The sequence below is a fragment of the Halomonas sp. YLB-10 genome, assembly GCF_003856855.1.
Lineage (GTDB): Bacteria > Pseudomonadota > Gammaproteobacteria > Pseudomonadales > Halomonadaceae > Halomonas > Halomonas litopenaei.
The window spans coordinates 276,884-293,793 of sequence record NZ_RRCU01000001.1; the positions used below are offsets into that span (position 1 = coordinate 276,884).

The following is a 16,910-nucleotide window of genomic DNA, read 5'->3' on the forward strand; positions in this document are numbered from 1 at the left end:
GCACTGGGCTAGCGCCCGATCGGTGCCATCGGCGCCGTATCAGTCTCGCTGTCGAGCTGCGCAAGCTCCTCCATCAACCGGGTAAAGCGTTCGCCCCGACGCCCGATGCACACCAGCACGGCGCCGGTAGCGGGCGGCCCGTGGCTCTGCCAGGCGAGGCGCTGCCCGCTCAACTGCAGACTTCGCCATTCTTCCCCGTCCGCCAGCCGACAGCGGACAAAACCCTTGGCGCGAAACAGGCAGTCGCGGTAGCGCTCGAGCAGCACTTGCAGCTCCTCGGCCACCAGGGAGTGGCGAAGGTGCAGGGTGGCATCGGTCAGCCCCGAGTGTCGGGCACGCACGGCGAACGGCTCCGCCGATGCCTTGGCGCCATTTCCCTGCCAAAAGGCCGGGCCAGAGGACGTCGTCCTGGACGACGCGGGAGCGACTTGTACCGGCTCTGTCGCCACCGCCGCACCAGGGGCGAGCTGGCCCAGCCACCCGAGCAGCTGGTCGCGCGCGCTGTCCTCTTGGGGCAGACGATTGACCAGCAGACGATGGGCGGCGTGCACCTGGGCGCGCCATAACTCCCCCACCTGGGCGTCCAGCGCCAGACGGCCAGCCTGGCTCGCATCCACCAGTACCACGATATCGGCAAGCTCAAGCCCCGGCGCCAGCCTGGCGATATCGGCGATCCGTTGAGGATTGGCCACGCCGCTGGCCTCGATCAGAATTTCCGTTGGCCTGGCCTTGAGTCGCAGCGCCTGGGACAGCTGCTCGGCCAGGGTGCCCCCCAGGGTGCAGCAGACGCAGCCGTTGGACAGCGACAGCACTCGATCATCGCGGTAGTCGATCGCCGCTACATCGACGTTCACCTCGCCGACGTCGTTGACCAGAATCAGAGCATCCTCGATATCCCCCGACGCCAGCCGACGGTTGAGATAACTGGTCTTGCCCGCCCCCAGGAAACCTGCGATCACCGTCACCGGCACCCGATCATCACACCTCATGCACCTGTCCTCCCGACACCGTGGCGTGTACCCGGATGTGTCGCAGATCCTGTGCTGAAACTTGCAATGGGTCGTCGTCCAGTACCGCCATATCGGCAAACTTGCCGACGTCCAGGCTACCCACACGGTCGTCCATACCCAGCGTGATGGCAGCGCCCAGGGTGATCATTTCCAGTGCATCTTCCACGCTCACCGCCTCATGGTGACCCAGCGTCTGGCCACTGGCGCTCTGCCGGTTGACCGCACACCAGGCGGTGAACAGCGGCCCCAGCGGGGTCACCGGCGCATCGCTGTGGATGGCGGTGACGATGCCCAGTCGGCGGGCCGAGGCCAGCGGCTCCAGGCGCTGGCAGCGCGTCGGTCCCAGGGTGCGTTCCAGGTGCACATCGCCCCAGTAGTAGAGATGATTGGCGAACATGTTCAGGCACAGTCCAAGACGGGCGGCGCGACGTAACTGGGCATGGTCGATGATCTGGCAGTGCTGCAGGGTATGGCGGTGATCGAAGCGCGGCCATAGGGTCAGCGCCTCCTCCAGGGCGTCCAGCATCAACTCCACGGCCTCGTCACCGTTGGTGTGAATGTGCAGTTGAAGCCCCGCCTGGTGGTAGGCGTGCACCAGCGCCACCAGTCCCTCTGGCTCGGCGTTCCACAGCCCGTTGGGATGACCGTCATGGTAGTGGGGCCACTTCAGCCGCGCGGTATAGCCCTGGATCGAGCCGTCGGTCATCAGCTTGGCCGGGCCAAACACCAGCCGCTCATGGCTGTGGCCCATCGCCGCCTGGAGCCGCGCGATGCCCTCCTCGGCCGACCACGCCAGCACCCCCATGGCCGGCACCAGGCGCACCGGAAAATCGGCCTCCCGGGTCACCTCGACCATCGAGGCGATGGCGTCATCGCTCAAGGGGTTGTACAGATCGGTGATGGTGGTGACGCCCTTGGCCGCCGCGATGGCGCCGTAGCGCCTGAGCACCTCGGGTGACGCCACCGCCTCGAACAGATTCCTGCCAAGGGCATCGAACACCACGAACATGGCGGCCATTTCCTGGAGCTCGCCATTGGGCTGGCCGTCCTCGTCGAGCATGATGCCCTCGACCCGCGGCCCCTCGCTGATGCCGGACAGTGCCAGCATGGCCGAATTGACGGTCATCACGTGCAGGCTTGCGTGCAGCACCACCAGCGGTCGATCTCCCACCGCCTCGTCGAGCTGGTGGCGACTTAAGCGCTGGCCGGGAAAGTAGACCGGATCAAAGCCCCAGGCGACCAGCGGCTCGCCCGGCGGCAGGCTCTCGGCATGCTGGCGCAGCCGGGCCTGCATCTCGGCGACGCTCTTCAGCCCCGGCCACTCCTTGCCCTCAGCATCGACCCGGCTGAAATAGCCGAGATAGAGGTAGTCCCACATGGCGCCTTCCAGAGCGTGGCTGTGGCCTTCGACGAAGCCCGGCAGGATCACCTTGTCGGCAAAGCGATCATCGATGCGGGCGTCGGTTGGCATGGCTTGCGCATCCCCCACCGCCAGGATGCGATCTCCCTGCACCGCGACATGGGTCGCCTCGGGCTGGGACGGATTCATGGTCAGGATGCGTCGAGCGGGATAGACGGTGATGCTCATCAGGAGGCAGCTCCCTTGCTGATGGTGGGCGAAGACGCGGAGGCTGAGTCTGACTGGGCAGCGGCATGGCCTTGGGTGGGAACACCCTCGGCCCAGCCCGACGAGGGCGATGAGGCTCTGCCGTGCCGCCCCCACATCAGCATCAGCGGGATGCAGGCGATCAGGGCGATGGCGGTGCCGCCGAACACCAGCAGATAGATCGCCGGCGTCAGCGACGGCACGATGGGGGCGAAGATCATCAGGATGTGCAGGTTGACCACCACGATGGCCAGATTGAAGAAGGCAAGCTCCTTGGGCACCGAGGTGGAAAAGTCGGCGTCCATCATGCGCAACAGCAAGAGCCCGGTACCGGTGGAGCCACAGCAGCATCCAAACGAGGTCACGGTACGCTCTGGTCCCAGATTGCCGCTCAACCGCCCGATCAACAGACAGCCCACCAGGGTGACGATCGTCACCGTCACGGTCACCAGCAGGATCGGCGCCAGCAGCGCGTAGAGCACCGCGAACTGGATGCTCATGAGGGTCCCCACCACCATGAAGTCCACCGCGCTGCCGGTGATCCGCTTGAGCGTCTCGTCATCGACACGGTGGGAAAGCCCGAGCCGATCGATCACCATGCGCATCAGCACGCAGACACCCAGCCCGTGCAGAAAGAACAGGTTGTGGCTGAACAGCACCCCGACGTTGATGCCGAACGGCGAGGCATTGCCGATGATGCCCTGCACGAAGGTCAGCCACAGGTGGGTGATCACGTAGGCGATGGCAAGCAGGCCCAGATGGTAGGCCAGCGAATCCAGATTGCCCGGGTGCGACACCATGCGCCCCATCCCGGGAGCCTGCTGGTTGCCCTCGTCGTCGCCCGCCCGGGTAAAGAAGCCCAGGCGAAAGTTGTCATCCAGGCGCGAGGCGCGATTGGCGTTCAACCCCTTGGTCAGGTAGCGCCGGGCAAGCGGCACGCCCAGGGCAAACGCCATCAAGAATCCCAGAGAGGCATAGATCAGCCCCACCTGGGCGGCATTGGCGATGCCGTACTCGGTCTCCCAGATGGTGCCGTAGGTCAGCGCCTGGCCCGGCCCCTGGGTAAAGCCGTGGGTCACGATGGCTCCCAGAAATCCGCTGACGTCGCTGCCGGTCACGGCGTCATAGCCGGTCACCACCAGAAAGCCGATGGCACCTTGCATGCCCAGGCTGATGCTCCAGGCAAGCGTCAGCCAGAGTCCGCCGCGCACGATACTGCCGCCACCACCGGGCGCGTCCTGGCGACCACCCCCGGTAAGGCATAGCGACATGAAGCTCAGGGTGAAGAAATGAAAGGTCAGAGCGGTGAAGTCGGCGGGTGAGTAGCCCGGCAGCAGATCCAGCGAAAGCGCCAGGAAACCGATCAGGCCGCCGACGATGCTGGCCGGAACCAGCGAGGCCCGAAGCCAGCTCAGCCGGCTTCTCAGCTGGCTGCCGACCCACAGCATGAGGGCAAGCAGCGCGAAGGCGATCACCCCGTGAAAGGAGTCTTGCATGATGGAGTCACCTCGACGTTGTCGTTGTTGGAAGTGAAGCGAACACTTCCAGCCTAGGCACGCCATCGTTGCGCGTATAATATCATTTAACGTTCCCTTGATACCTGAGAGGCATCAATGCGCATTGAGCTTCGCCACCTTTACGCCTTTGTCGCCGTGGCCGACAGCCTGCACTTTCGCCGCGCCGCCGAGCGTCTCAACGTCGCCCAGCCGGCGCTGAGTCGCACCATCGCTCAGCTCGAGGACGCCATCGGTGAAGCGCTGTTCGTGCGCAACAATCGCCAGGTCCGCCTCACCGATCCGGGACGCATCATGCTCGAGGAGAGCCGCCAGATACTGCGCCAGGTCGATGATGCGGTGCTCAAGACGCAGCGAGCGGGCCGTGGAGAACTGGGCCGGCTGGCCATCGGCTACACCGACTTCGCCATCACCGGTGAGTTGCCGGCACTATTGGACGACTTTCGCCGCCAGAATCCGGACATCCACTTCGACCTGAGCTTCGGCTCCACCGCCCAGCAGCTCGACGAATTGACCGAGGGACGCCTGGACTTCGGCTTCGTTACCGGCCCGGTGCTGACCCCGGGGCTGCGTTCCCGTCCCATCCAGCGAGATCACTTTATCGCCGCGGTCGGTGACAACCACCCGTTGGCCGGGCGCAAGAGCATCCGGCTGGAGGAGTTGGCCCGGGAGCCGTTCATTCTTGGCGCCCGCAGCATGTGGCTACACTTTCGCCAGATGCTCGAGCAGATCTGTCGGCAGGCGGGCTTCGAACCCCATGTCGCCCAGGAGACCTTCAACAGCGAGACCATGTTTGCCTTTGTCGCCTGCGACTTCGGCGTCACCGTGCACCTGGAGTGCGCCACCAACTATGTGCGCAAGGGCGTCACCCTACTGCCGCTGGAGGGGGTAAAGGAGTGCCTGGTCACCGAGGTGGCCTGGCGGGAAGACGGCGTGACAGCGGTTCAGCAGGCCTTTCTCGACCGCCTCGACAAGATGCTGCCACCGGAGGAAGTGAAGTAGCGACAGCACCCGCCGCAGCACCCACCGCAGCACCACAGACATTGAAAAGCCGCGACCCCAAGGTCGCGGCATCGTCGTGAGGGTTACCCATATCCAGAACGGGACCGATCGGGTTCAGAGCACCTCATCCTTGAAGTAGTAGTAGCGATAGAGGAAGCGCTGGCCGAATCGGCGGAAGGGGGCGAAGGCCTCCGACTCGATACGTTCGCGCAGGTTGGGAAAGGGCAGCTTCGAGGTGAAGATCGGCAGATCCAGCGACCTGCCCTCCCCGGCGATCCACTGGGCCAGGCGCTTGCCGGCCTGGGCCGAGTACATCACCCCGTTGCCGCCATAGCCCAGGGCGTAGTAGACGCTCTCCTTCGGGTCCGGCTGATGGATGCGCGGCATCATGTCGTGGCTGACGTCGACCCAGCCCCACCAGGAGTAGTCGATCTCGATGCCGGCAAGCGCCGGGAACTTGCGCTCCAGATCGCCCCTGAGCACCGCCGCGTAGCGCTCCCTGGGGGCATCGCGGCCGCTGATGGCGCTGCGACTGCCGATCTGCACGCGGTTGTCCGGCAGCAGCCGATAGTAGTGGCGCAGGATTCGGGTGTCGGTCAGCACCTGACGGGTGCGGAAACCGGTGGCCTCGATCTCGGCCTCGCTCAGCGGCCGAGTGACCATGGAGTTCGACAGAATCGGCAGCAGCCGGTTCTTGAGGTGGGGGCTCAGCTGGCCGGTGACGTAGCCGCCGGTGGCCATGCCCACCGCCCGCGCCTTGACCACGCCTCCTGGCGTGCGCAGATGGTGCACGTCGCCATGGGTCTCCCAGCCCAGCACCGGGCTCGCCGGGTGGATCTTCACCCCCAGAGCGCGCGCCTTGCGATGGTAGCCGAAGGCCAGCTTGGCGGCGTGGATACCGATGCCCTCGGGCTCGTGCATGGCGCCGGCCGCCTCGCTGTCGCCCACCCACTCGCGCTTGACGGTGTCGCCGTCGATGATGCGAGCGTCGTAGTCGAAGGTCTCGCGCAGAAGCCGCGCCTCCTTCTCCAGGCTCGGCATCACCCTATCCTTGTGGGCGATATACAGGTGCCCGCCGGGCTGCGGGTCGCAGTCGATATCGGCGATCAGCGACTTGAAGGTCTGCATGCCCTCGACACACTCGCGGTGCAACTTGAGCGCGGTATCGAGGCCATAGCGCTGGATCCACTGAGACCGCTTGAGCCGCCCCGAGGCACATTGGGCCTGGCCGCCGTTGCGGGTGCTGCATCCCCAGCTGACACGGTTGGCCTCGAGCACCGTGGCCTTGATGCCGTAGCGCTCGGCCAGAAAGATCGCCGCCGTAAGGCCAGTGAACCCGGAGCCGATGATCACCACGTCGGCGTCGGTGTCCGCCACGATCGGGCCATCGTCGGCCGGGGGCTCGCCGGCGGTGGCGATCCAGTAGGTCGGCGCATAGTCACAGCCGGTACCGACCTGCCTGGCGGTCAACGGGTCATAGGCGGGATCATAGGGGGCCTGGGCCGGAGTGGCCCGGGCGGCATCGTCCGACGAAGCGGCCAGCGGGGTCTGTAGATCCAGCATGTCGAAGCTCCCGAGTCAGGTATCCGAGGTCGCTCAGCCGTTGTTGACCGGCGTGGCGGGGCGCTGCTTGCGGTAGGCGTTCTTCACCGCGATCTTGCCGTCACGGAAGGTGAAGGCGTCGATCATCCGCGCCTCGGAGCGCATGCCATCGGCGGTGGTGCCGCTATAGGTGCTTTCGCTGTAGCCGCGATCTCCCACGACCTGATGCACGCCGTCGAGCCATTGGGCGTCCGGCGCGTTTTCCCAGGCGGCACGCAGCCCGGCGCGAACCTCCTGCTGACCACGAAAGGTCTTGCCGAGCAGGTCGGGACCTGCGACTGCATGAAATTCGCAGTCGTCGGTCATCATCGACATCACCGCATCGATATCGTGACGGTTGAGGGCGTCGGCGAAGTCGGCGAGAAACTGGGCGTCGGGCTGGCTCATGGTGAGACTCCTTGTTATTGGCAGCGCGGGGGTGTCGCCCACGCTGTGTCAGCAAAGTGGTGGCGAGGCGCAGCGCGCCTCGACTCACCTTGAGCCTATAGGGGCCGGTCGTCTGCCACTTAGCACCAGTTGCCCGCCGTCGATTGGGCCAGCCCCGACACGGACGTCGAGCCAGCGGTAGAGAAAGGGCCCGCCGGCTCTTCGCGCTGGATGCGATAGGGGGCTGGTTCCACGCAAGGGGTGCGCCCCAGCATCAGCTCGACGCCCAGCCGCGCCGCCGCCGGCGCCAGCACCAGGCCGTTGCGAAAGTGACCGGCATTGACGTGGAGGCCACGACATCCCGGCACCTCACCGATAAAGGGTATCCCCCCGGGGGAGCCGGGACGCAGGCCCGCCCAGTGGTGCTCGATCGACGCCCGGGCGAGCGCCGGCAGCAGGCGCACAGCACTGCGATACAGCGACACCCGGGCCTCACTGGTGGTGCGCTTGTCGAAGCCTTGATGCTCGAGGGTGGACCCCACCAGGATGCGGCCATCACGCCGTGGAATCAGGTAGCGCCCATCGGCCAGCACCACCCGCGACAGCGGCCGCGGCGTGCCGGGAGCCGGTCGCAGCACCATCATCTGGCCCTTGACCGGTGCCACCGCCATGCCGACCCCGAGGTGCTTGAGCAGGGCACCGCTCCAGGCGCCGCCGCATACCAGCACCCTGGACGCGGTGAGCCCACCGGTGGCGGTGTCGACGCCCTGGATCTGCCCGGCCACGACCTTGAAGCCGGTCACCTCACAGCCCTCGCGCAGCTCGACCCCTGGATGCCGCTCGAGCCGCGCACGCAGGGCACGGCCCAGGCGCGGATTGCGCAGACTACCCAGGGTCGGCATCCACAGTCCGCCCAGGCCCTGGCGGACCCAATGGGTGTCGGCCAACGCCGGCTCCATCCGGCGGATGGCATCGGCGTCGATGTCCTCGAGCGGCTTGGCCTGACACCTGGCCCAGCGACGCGCCGCGTCGGCATCTTCCACCGCCAGGTACAGAAGCCCGTGTCGGCTGAACTGAGGGTCGACGCCGGTGGTCTCCCTGAGTTCATCGCAGAGTCCCGGATAGACCTCTTCCGATAGTGCCGACAACGCCGACACCGGGGCGCTGTAGCGCCAGGGGTAGAGTGGCGAGACGATACCGCCACCGGCCCAGGAGGCTTCCCGGGCACAGCGCCCGCGCTCCACCAGGGTCACCGAAAGCCCCGCCTCGGCCAACTGCCAGGCGCTCATCAGGCCGATGACCCCGCCGCCTACCACCACTACATCGCTCATGCTCGCCTCCTCGCTCGTCTGCCCATGTCAATTCAGCGCCGCTATCGCGACCGCTGCCACCACCATTATCACCGCTGTTATCACCGCCAAAGGCCAATCGTCGCAGCGACACAAGATCCACCAAATCTCATTTTTCGATACAATTTGCGTTATTTTTTAAAACAGGTCTATAGTGACGACACACCTTTCCACCGCGTTTCAGGATTGACGACCATGGCCGACGCCTCACCCCTGCTCGACGACGCCCTCCCCGCCCAGCGTTGGCACAGCGCCCGGGAAATCTTCGGCATCGAATCCGACCTCCAAGTCCCGGTGTTCGAGACGCGCGACGACCATGTGCCGGCCATCGATGACGCCTATCGCTTCAATCCCGACGTGACCCTGGCGATCCTGGCCGGCTTCACCCGCAACCGCCGGGTGATGGTTCAGGGCCTGCACGGCACCGGCAAGTCGACCCATATCGAGCAGGTGGCCGCCCGCCTCAACTGGCCCTGCGTCAGGGTCAACCTGGACGGCCATATCAGCCGTCTCGATCTGGTCGGCAAGGACGCCATCGTCATTCGCGACGGGGTCCAGGTCACCGAGTTTCAGGAAGGCATCGTGCCCTGGTCGCTGCAGCGCCCGGTGGCGCTGATCTTCGACGAGTACGATGCCGGGCGTCCCGACGTGATGTTCGTGATCCAGCGCATTCTGGAGCGCGACGGCCAGTTCACCCTGGTCGATCAGAACCGGGTCATCAGCCCGCATCCGATGTTTCGTCTGTTCGCCACCGCCAATACCGTGGGGCTAGGCAACCAGGACGGCCTCTACCAGGGCACCCAACTGCTCAACCACGCTCAGGTGGACCGCTGGAACATCGTCGCCAAGCTCGACTACCTGCGCCGCGACGAGGAAGTGAAGATCGTGCTCGCCCGGGTGCCGAGCAAGGACAACGAACGTGGCCGACGCCACATCGACGCCATGGTGGCGGTGGCCGAACTGACCCGTAAGGGCTTCGCCAACGGCGACCTGTCGACGCTGATGTCGCCGCGTACCGTCATCACCTGGGCCGAGAACTGCGAGATCTTCCGCGACCCGGCGCTGGCCTTCCGGCTATCGTTTCTCAACAAGTGCGACGAGCACGAACGGCCCCTGGTCGCCGAGTTCTACCAGCGCTGCTTCGATGCCGAACTCAGCGAATCCGTGGCCAGTGTGTCGTCAGACGACGATTCACAGGCCAGCGATTCACTGGACAAGAAAGCAGACGCCGGGGAGGCGCCATGAGCGCAGCGGGCGAGGCGGCGCTGGCGCTCGCCCGCCAGCGCCGCCAGCAGTACCTGGAGGAGCTGGAAGCCGCCGTGCTGCGCGCCCATACCGGTGAGCACGACTGGTTCTACGCCGGTCGCAGGCTCTACCGAGGGGCGTCCCGGGTGGCCCTGCGCGCGCCTCACCTCAAGCTCGCCGAGGACTGCCTGTCGCTCGCCGACTATCGCGCCGTCAGCGACGCCCTGGCATTGCGCCAGCGCTTCAGCGACGACCGGCTGCACCAGCGCCTGCGCCCCGAGGAACCCGAGCCGCGACTGATCTACGACTGGCTCGAGCAGTGTCGGGTCGAGGCCCTGCTGGACGGGCCAGCCCCAGGCATGGCGCGCAACCTGAAAGCACGCTTCGAGCGCTGGTCGCTGGACTATCACCACGCCCAGCTCACCGAGAGCGCGCTGGGCCTGTTGCTGTTCTGCGTGATCCAGATCAGCCGGTCACGGCTGATGGCGGCGCCCATGCTCGAGGAATTCGAGGACTTGCTGGAAGCGACCCGCGCCAATATCGTACCGGCGCTGGGCCACGCCCTGGCAGGACTGCGGCGCGAGCGCCACGACCAGCAAGGATTCCAGCGTCACGCCCGCGACATCGCCGACTGGATCGCTGCCCAGCTCGAAGGTTACGAGCCCCAGGGCGAGCGCGAGGACGAAGCCAAGGACCCACGCCGGGCGCTGGCACTGCTGCTCGACAGCGAGGACGAACTCGACGACGAGGTGCCCCTGGCCGCCACCGGCCAGAGCCGCACCCTAGCCGACGGCGCCCATCGTTATCGCGCCTTCACCACCGCCTACGACAGCGAGCGCGAGGCCGACAGCCTGGTGCGTCAGGCCCAGTTGGAAGAGTACCGGTCGCGCCTGGACGAGCGCCTGCACGCCCAGAAGGTCAATGTGCGTCGTCTGGCCCGCCAGTTTCGTCGCCACCTGTCGGTGGCCGATCGCGATGGCTGGCAGGACGGCGAGGAAAGCGGCGTCATCGACGGCCGCCGACTGTCCCAGATCGTCTCCTCCCCTCAGGAGCGGCGCGTCTTTCGGCGCGAGCGCTACCGTCCGGTCAGTGACGCCCAGGTCACCCTGCTGATCGATTGCTCCGGCTCGATGAAGGCCCACGGCGAGTCCATCGCCATGCTGGTCGAGCTGTTGACCCGGGCGCTGGACATGGCCGGTGTCGACAGCGAGGTGCTGGGCTTCACCACCGCCGCCTGGAACGGCGGCCGAGCCCAGCGCGACTGGCTCAAGGCCGGGCGCCCCGCCACGCCGGGACGGCTTAACGAGGCGCGCCATCTGATCTTCAAGGACGCCCAGCAGCCGTGGCGACGCGCGCGAAAGCGCTTTGCCGCCCTGCTCAAGGCCGACCTGTACAAGGAAGGGATAGACGGTGAAGCGGTCGAGTGGGCCTGCCAGCGCCTGATGGCGGCAGACGTCAATCGCCGCCTGCTGGTGGTGATCTCCGACGGCAGCCCCTCGGACAGCGCCACCAACCTGGCCAACGACCGCCACTACCTCGACAACCACCTGCGCTCGGTGGTCGCAACCTTCGGCGGCGGCAACGGCCGTCGCCCCGGCCCCATCGATATCATCGGCCTCGGCGTCGGCCTGGACCTGAGTCCCTACTACGCCCGCCACCGGGTCATCGCCCTGGACCAGACCCTCGACAACGCCCTGCTCGACGAAGTGGTGGAGCTGATGTTGTCGAGGCGTCGCTACTAGAACCGGGCAGGGGACAAGCTGGCGACGTAGTCAGGCAGGGCTTCGCCGTGGATCATGGCCGCGATCAATTCGCCGGTGTGGGCGGACTGGGTCAGCCCCAGGTGGCCGTGGCCGTAGGCCACGAAGAGCCCTTTTCTGCCCGTTACCTGCCCTACCACCGGCAGGCCGTCCGGTGTCGAGTGGCGCACGCCCATCCAGCGCTCCGCCAGGCTCAGGGGCCGTCCGAACAGCGCTTCCCCCCAGCCCTTGAGCCTTTCCCAGCGGCGCTCGTCGGCGGCGCGGTCAGGAGCGGTAAACTCGGTGGTGCCCGCCAGGCGAACGCCGCCATGCATGGGGGTGGCATAGAAGTGGCGGGCCAGCCAGCCCACCGGGCGCGACAGCGAAAGCGGCGTTTCAAGCCGCACGTGGTAGCCGCGCTCGCTCACCACCGGCAGCGACACGCCGAGCGACTTGAGCAGGGCATCATTGGCGATGCCCGCGCACAGCACGACCTGGTCGGCCTGGTACTCACGGGACTCGCCGTTCTCGCCCTTCTCACCGATCAGGCGCCAGCCCCCCGCGGCCAGCGGCACCAACCCCCTGATGCGGGCACCATGCTGCACCACGCCCTCGCCTGCCAGGCGCTGCCACAGGGCTCGGCTCACCGCCAGGGAATCCTTGAGGTGGCGCGTCTCGGGGAAGTACAGGCCGCCGACGAGATCCGCGGGATGGATCGTGGGTTCCAGATCGCGCACCTCCTGCGCCGTAAGCGCCTCACAGGCCACCCCATCGGCCCGCTTGGCACGGGCCGACGCCTCCAGGGTCGCGGCCAGCGGGTCGCCTTGGCGGGCGAGTTGCAGACAGCCGGTGTCGGCGTACAGATCCGGCGCCTCGAGCGACTCCAGCAACGCGTGCTGAGCCTTGACCGCATCCTGAATCAGCGCCACCAGATCCGACTTGTGGCGGGCGAAACGCGACGGCGTCGCCGCCTTGAGAAAGCGCGGACCAAAGCCCGCCAGGCGGGCCAGATAGCGAGGGTCAACAGACAGCGAGGCGTCACGCCGACACAGCTCTCCAGGCAGTTGCCTCAAGGTATCGATACTGGCCATGGGCGAGGTGGCGTAGTTGGCGATCAGGCCGGCGTTGCCGAAGGAGGTGCCCTCCCCCGGCGGGCCCGGGTCAAAAAGCTGTACCCGGTGGCCACGTCCCGCCAGCGAACGCGCCACGGCCAGCCCGACGATGCCGGCACCCACGACGGCGATGGTATTCATGCACAGTCTCCTGTTGGACGAGGGCGGCCGGCCCGTGCTTGGGGCCAGCCGCGTCTTGTGGGCGATATCGTGGGGTTCAGTTGTCGCGGTAGAAGCGCCAGGAGGCGATACCCACCCCCACCGCGGTGAGGATGCTGACGGCACTGACGGTATACAGAGCAAGAGCGTACAAGGTCATGGGAATCTCCTTCACTGAGCCTTGGCGGTGACAGGGGCGTCGGGGACCGAGCGGAACAGTCGGTAGACCAGTACAAACACCAGCACATTGGCGATGACGCCGGCGATCAGCGCGGTCAGACCGGTCGCCGCCTGCAGGTCGAACGGGCCCCACTTCCACAGGATGGTCACCAGGGCGCCGGCGAGCATGGCGGCGACCGCCGAGCGGGTGCAGCGCAGATCGAACAGCACCGCGAACACGAAGGGCAGCAGAATGGTCGGCGCCCACAGCGCGTAGCTGAGCAGCAGCGCATCGATGATCGAGGTGGCGTAGAGGGCGAAGACCACCGCGCCGAGGCCAATCAGCAGGTTGACCAGTCGCTCGATCCACAGCCGCTTCTTCTCGCTGACGTCAGGCTCGATAAAGGGTTTGTAGATGTCACCGACGAAGATCACCGCCGCCGAGTTGAGGTAGGAGTCGGCGGTGGACATCACCACGGCCAGGAGCGAGGCCAGCACCAGTCCGGTGATGCCCACCGGCAGGGCGTCGCGGATCAGGGTCGGCATCGCCTGGTCGGGCGAGATGGTCGGATAGAGCACCAGCGCGACCAGCCCGATGGTGGCGCTGACCAGATAGAACAGGAAGCCGAAGCCGCCGGCCACCGAATAGCCGATACGAGCGTGGCGCGAGTCAGGGGCCGACAGGGCGCGCTGGGTGTAGGGCGGCACCAGGGTCTCGCCGAGCAGAAAGGCGATGAAGATAGACAGGAACATGCCCACCGAATAGTCGCCCATCAGGCTGAAGTGGCCCTCGGGCAACCGCTCCACCAGCGCCTGGGGGCCGCCCAGATCATGGATGCCGATCAGCATAGTCACCGGCAGGAACACCGCCAGCATCAGAAACTGCACCACGTCGGTCTGGATCACCGCCCACATGCCACCCACGGTGGAATACAACAGCACCACCGCCATGCCGATCAGGATGCCGGTGGAGACCTCGATACCGAGGATGGCGTGGAACACGGTGCCCACCGCCAGGGCCTGGGCGCCGAGGATGCCGATGCAGAACACCAGCGAAAAGATGCCGGTGAACAGTCGCGCGCTGGCACCGAAGTGCTGCGCCATGATGTCGCCTACGGTCTGGGCGTTGACGTAGCGCTTGAGCCGGGGGGCGATGAACAGACCCGCCAGTACCGTGGCCAGGGGGAAGGCCGAGGCGGCGACCATGAAGGCGTAGCCTTCGTCGAAGGACTTGCCGGCACGCCCCATGGAGGCGCCGCCGCCGAGGAAGGAAGCCGCCAGGGTGGCGAACAGCACCGGCCAGATGATCTTGTTGCCGGCCACCGCAAAGTCCGCGCTGCCGGAGACCTTCTTGGCGCTGCGATAGCCGATGTAGATCAGTATCGCGAAATACAGAAGCAGACCGCCGAGGTCGATGGGATTCATGAAACTACCCTCGTTATGGTTGTTGGGGGTGGTTTCAGCATCGACCGCCATTGCCATAAAGACAACTTTGAGATAACTATGAAACCATAAATATAATTTAGAGGCGCTCGCTCACTTCCCGAGGGCGCCCGGAGGGACGCCCATGAAGGTTCGTCACCAGCTTCGCCAGCTCCAGATATTTCGTGAGGTTGTGCACACCGGCAGCCTGTCGAAGGCCGCCCGTCGTCTGGAACTCAGCCAGCCGGCGGTCAGTTCGGCCATCGCCAATCTCGAGCAGGAGGTGGGGTTCTTGCTGTTTCGCCGCAACAACTACGGCACCGAGCTGACCCCCGAGGCCCGCTATCTGATGGAGGGGGTCGACAAGGTACTGGCGTCGGTATCACATCTGGACGAACTCGCCGATGGCCTGCGCCAGGGCCGCGCGGGCAAGCTGATCCTGGGCTGCATGCCGGGGCTCTCGCCCACCGCCATGCCCGGGATCATGGCCGAGTACCTGGCCGACTATCCCGATACCCGGCTGTCGTTGCAGACCTTCAGCTCGCGCAAGATCCGGGACTGGGTGGCCGAGGGCCAGTTCGATGTCGGCGTGATCGAACGCCAGGATGACCTTAACGACCTCGATGCCCGCCACCTGTCCCTGCGCATGCACCTGGCGGTACCGCGCCACAGCCCGCTGGCGGGCCTTGCTCAGGTAGAGGCGGCGGATCTTGACGGCAAGGCCCTGGTGACCCTGGACGAGCACCACCAGAGCACACTCAAGTTGAAGCAGGCGCTCAGACAGGCCGGCGCCGACTGGCAGATCGCCGCCGAAACCCACCTGTTCCCTTCCGCCATCAGCCTGGTCAATGCCGGCATCGGCCATGCCCTGGTGGACCCGGTCTCGGCCTGGAGCTTTCTGATGCGTCGCGACTGCGCCGTGGCGATCCTGCCCTTCGTTCCCGCCATCGACCTCGATATCGCCGTGATCACTTCGCGCTTTCACACCAGTTCGCGCCAGTGCCAGCGGTTTCTGCCCTATCTGGAAAAGGGACTCGACACCTGGCACCGGCGCGCGCTGTCGCCGCTCAGCCCGTGACGAGCGGGTCCGGCGCCGATTGCTGCCTGCCGGCAGCGGAGCGAAGGATCAGCTCGAGTGCCGGCACAATATCGTAGACCGGGCAGCCCGCCTCCCGTCGCACCACCTCCACGAAAGCGCTCAGGTCGGTACACTCCAGCACTACCGCGTCCAGCGGCGCTTGCGCTTTCAGTCTTCGGGTTGCCTGTGCCAGCTCCTGCGCCATGGCGGCGAGATCCAGGTCATCGCGTCGACCTTCCAGGATCACCTGACGAAACTCATCACCGTCTTCGAGCCCCTGCACCACCGGCAGAGGCCCTTGCCAGCCAGCGCCGACGAAGTGGGCGCGCTTGAGCGCCCCCGCGTCTGCGGTCAGCACGCCGATCCGTCCTGTGCCACCGTGCACGCTGGCGAGCCACGGCAGCAGGGTCAGGCTGGACAATACCACCGGCACCGTCACCGCGGCCGCGACCCGTTCCTGATAGCGCGCCATGAAGCCACAGCTCCCGGCGATGGCACACACCCCCTCACGCTCCAGACGCCTGGCGCGGTCCACCAGCAGCGCGCCCAGCTCATCCCCGGGTGCATGCAGCAGGCGGGGAATATCGATGCCCTGCAGCACCTCGTAGCGTATCGGGTGGCGAAAGGTGTCGGGGTTGCGCAGATGACCAAGCGGCTTGGTAAAGGAAGAATCCAGACACAGCACCCCAAGCGGTGCCTCTTCCATGGCGACTCTCACGGGCAAACTCCTGTTCCGTTGTAGTATCTGTGCGAACCTCACGCCCTGGTCCACAGCGCCAGGCTGCCGTCGAGCATCAGCCCCACGCCTATCACCATCAGCGTCAGCATGGCCACTCGTCTCAATAGCACGGCGCTGCAGGGCGGCGGATAGCGGCGTCCGGCCCAGGTGGCCAGCGCCACCGCCGGCAGGGTCCACAACGCCAACAGCCAGACCTGGGCATCGAGCCCGCCGGCGGCGCCGACATACAGGGTGCGCACCCCCGAGGTCATGGCGAAGCAAGCGATCAGCAATAGCCGGATGGTCTCGGTGGGCAGCGGCTGGCGATAGCAGTGGTAGATGACCGGCGGCCCGGGCATGCCGAACATTCCGGCCAGCAGCCCAGTCATGACGCCGTTCGCGGCGAAGCCTGCCGAGGACGATACGGCCGCGCGTGGGCGCGGCCGCAGGCCCACGCTGAGCCCGCCGTAGAACACCAGCGCCCCCAGCATCAGCATCAACAGCGCCTCGGCGCTGACGCTCAGCCAGTTCAGCGCCCACACCCCGAGGCCGATGGACGGCACGATGCCGAGCCCCAGCGCCAGCACATGGCGCCGGTCGAGATGATGCAGCTTGCCGGGCAGCGCCACGGCGCTGTTGACCAGGGTCACCAGACTGACCACCGCCACCAGGGTGGCGACGCTGACCAGCTCGAAGCCACTGGCCACGCCGATGATGATCATGCCGATACCGAACCCGGACACCGTGTGCAGGTAGCCTGCCAGCACCGTGATCAGTATTACCGCCAAAAGGCCAGAGAGCTCCATTCCCTCGGGTACCAGTGTCATCT

At 66.3% G+C, this 16,910-nt stretch carries 14 protein-coding genes; 4 read left to right on the forward strand and 10 right to left on the reverse strand.

The features are described 5' to 3' along the window. Nucleotides 1-8: 8 nt before the first annotated feature. The 3 genes from EBB56_RS01040 to EBB56_RS01050 are packed head-to-tail and all read right to left on the reverse strand — an operon-like array spanning nt 9 to nt 4,112. The gene (locus EBB56_RS01040) at nt 9-989 is read right to left on the reverse strand and encodes a GTP-binding protein (RefSeq protein ID WP_052704285.1); all 981 of its coding nucleotides are present in this window, start codon (nt 987-989) and stop codon (nt 9-11) included. Further along, entirely contained in the window at nt 979-2,598 is a 1,620-nt protein-coding gene (locus tag EBB56_RS01045) for an amidohydrolase (protein WP_124802462.1), read from the reverse strand. The genes EBB56_RS01040 and EBB56_RS01045 overlap by 11 nt, the downstream gene beginning before the upstream one ends. Further along, complete coding sequence (locus tag EBB56_RS01050; protein ID WP_124802464.1) at nt 2,598-4,112, reverse strand: sodium/glutamate symporter; 1,515 nt, start codon at nt 4,110-4,112, stop codon at nt 2,598-2,600. The genes EBB56_RS01045 and EBB56_RS01050 overlap by 1 nt, the downstream gene beginning before the upstream one ends. 117 nt (nt 4,113-4,229) lie before the next feature. Between EBB56_RS01050 and EBB56_RS01055 the strand changes: the two genes are divergently transcribed. Next, on the forward strand, nt 4,230-5,132 hold the full coding sequence (locus EBB56_RS01055) for a LysR family transcriptional regulator (protein WP_108131561.1): 903 nt from the start codon (nt 4,230-4,232) through the stop codon (nt 5,130-5,132). A gap of 114 nt (nt 5,133-5,246) precedes the next feature. Here the strand turns inward: EBB56_RS01055 and EBB56_RS01060 are convergent, their stop codons facing one another. The 3 genes from EBB56_RS01060 to thiO form a co-directional block, all read right to left on the reverse strand. After that, the gene (locus tag EBB56_RS01060) at nt 5,247-6,695 is read right to left on the reverse strand and encodes an FAD-binding oxidoreductase (RefSeq protein WP_108131560.1); all 1,449 of its coding nucleotides are present in this window, start codon (nt 6,693-6,695) and stop codon (nt 5,247-5,249) included. A gap of 33 nt (nt 6,696-6,728) precedes the next feature. Further along, nucleotides 6,729-7,121: a nuclear transport factor 2 family protein gene (locus tag EBB56_RS01065; RefSeq protein ID WP_045991941.1), complete on the reverse strand. Its 393-nt coding sequence runs from the start codon at nt 7,119-7,121 to the stop codon at nt 6,729-6,731. A 119-nt stretch (nt 7,122-7,240) separates the two neighbouring features. After that, nucleotides 7,241-8,431 (reverse strand): glycine oxidase ThiO, encoded by a 1,191-nt coding sequence (gene thiO, locus EBB56_RS01070; RefSeq protein WP_124802466.1) that lies wholly within the window; start codon nt 8,429-8,431, stop codon nt 7,241-7,243. A gap of 213 nt (nt 8,432-8,644) precedes the next feature. On the opposite strand from thiO, the gene EBB56_RS01075 reads away from it, so the two are divergent. Both EBB56_RS01075 and EBB56_RS01080 read left to right on the forward strand, forming a co-directional pair. Then, nucleotides 8,645-9,694 (forward strand): MoxR family ATPase, encoded by a 1,050-nt coding sequence (locus EBB56_RS01075; RefSeq protein WP_124802468.1) that lies wholly within the window; start codon nt 8,645-8,647, stop codon nt 9,692-9,694. Beyond that, complete coding sequence (locus EBB56_RS01080; protein WP_185696360.1) at nt 9,691-11,436, forward strand: cobaltochelatase CobT-related protein; 1,746 nt, start codon at nt 9,691-9,693, stop codon at nt 11,434-11,436. Before EBB56_RS01075 ends, EBB56_RS01080 begins: the two co-directional genes overlap by 4 nt. On the opposite strand, the gene EBB56_RS01085 is transcribed toward EBB56_RS01080, so the two are convergent. Next, entirely contained in the window at nt 11,433-12,686 is a 1,254-nt protein-coding gene (locus tag EBB56_RS01085; protein ID WP_045991938.1) for an FAD-binding oxidoreductase, read from the reverse strand. The genes EBB56_RS01080 and EBB56_RS01085 overlap by 4 nt on opposite strands. 189 nt (nt 12,687-12,875) lie before the next feature. Beyond that, nucleotides 12,876-14,288 carry a sodium:solute symporter gene (locus EBB56_RS01090; protein WP_045991937.1) on the reverse strand — a complete coding sequence of 471 codons (1,413 nt, stop codon included), beginning with the start codon at nt 14,286-14,288 and terminating at the stop codon, nt 12,876-12,878. Between the two features lie 142 nt (nt 14,289-14,430). Here EBB56_RS01090 and EBB56_RS01095 point away from each other — a divergent pair, with 142 nt between their 5' ends. Further along, complete coding sequence (locus tag EBB56_RS01095) at nt 14,431-15,363, forward strand: LysR family transcriptional regulator (RefSeq protein WP_052704284.1); 933 nt, start codon at nt 14,431-14,433, stop codon at nt 15,361-15,363. On the opposite strand, the gene EBB56_RS01100 is transcribed toward EBB56_RS01095, so the two are convergent. Together EBB56_RS01100 and EBB56_RS01105 are read right to left on the reverse strand one after the other, a co-directional pair. Next, a complete protein-coding gene (locus tag EBB56_RS01100; RefSeq protein WP_124802470.1) occupies nt 15,353-16,081 on the reverse strand; it encodes an aspartate/glutamate racemase family protein in 729 nt (242 codons plus the stop codon). The two genes, EBB56_RS01095 and EBB56_RS01100, sit on opposite strands and share 11 nt — an antisense overlap. 38 nt (nt 16,082-16,119) lie before the next feature. Next, nucleotides 16,120-16,908, reverse strand: a complete 789-nt coding sequence (locus EBB56_RS01105; protein WP_204248926.1) for a TSUP family transporter — start codon at nt 16,906-16,908, stop codon at nt 16,120-16,122. Between the last annotated feature and the right edge of the window lie 2 nt (nt 16,909-16,910).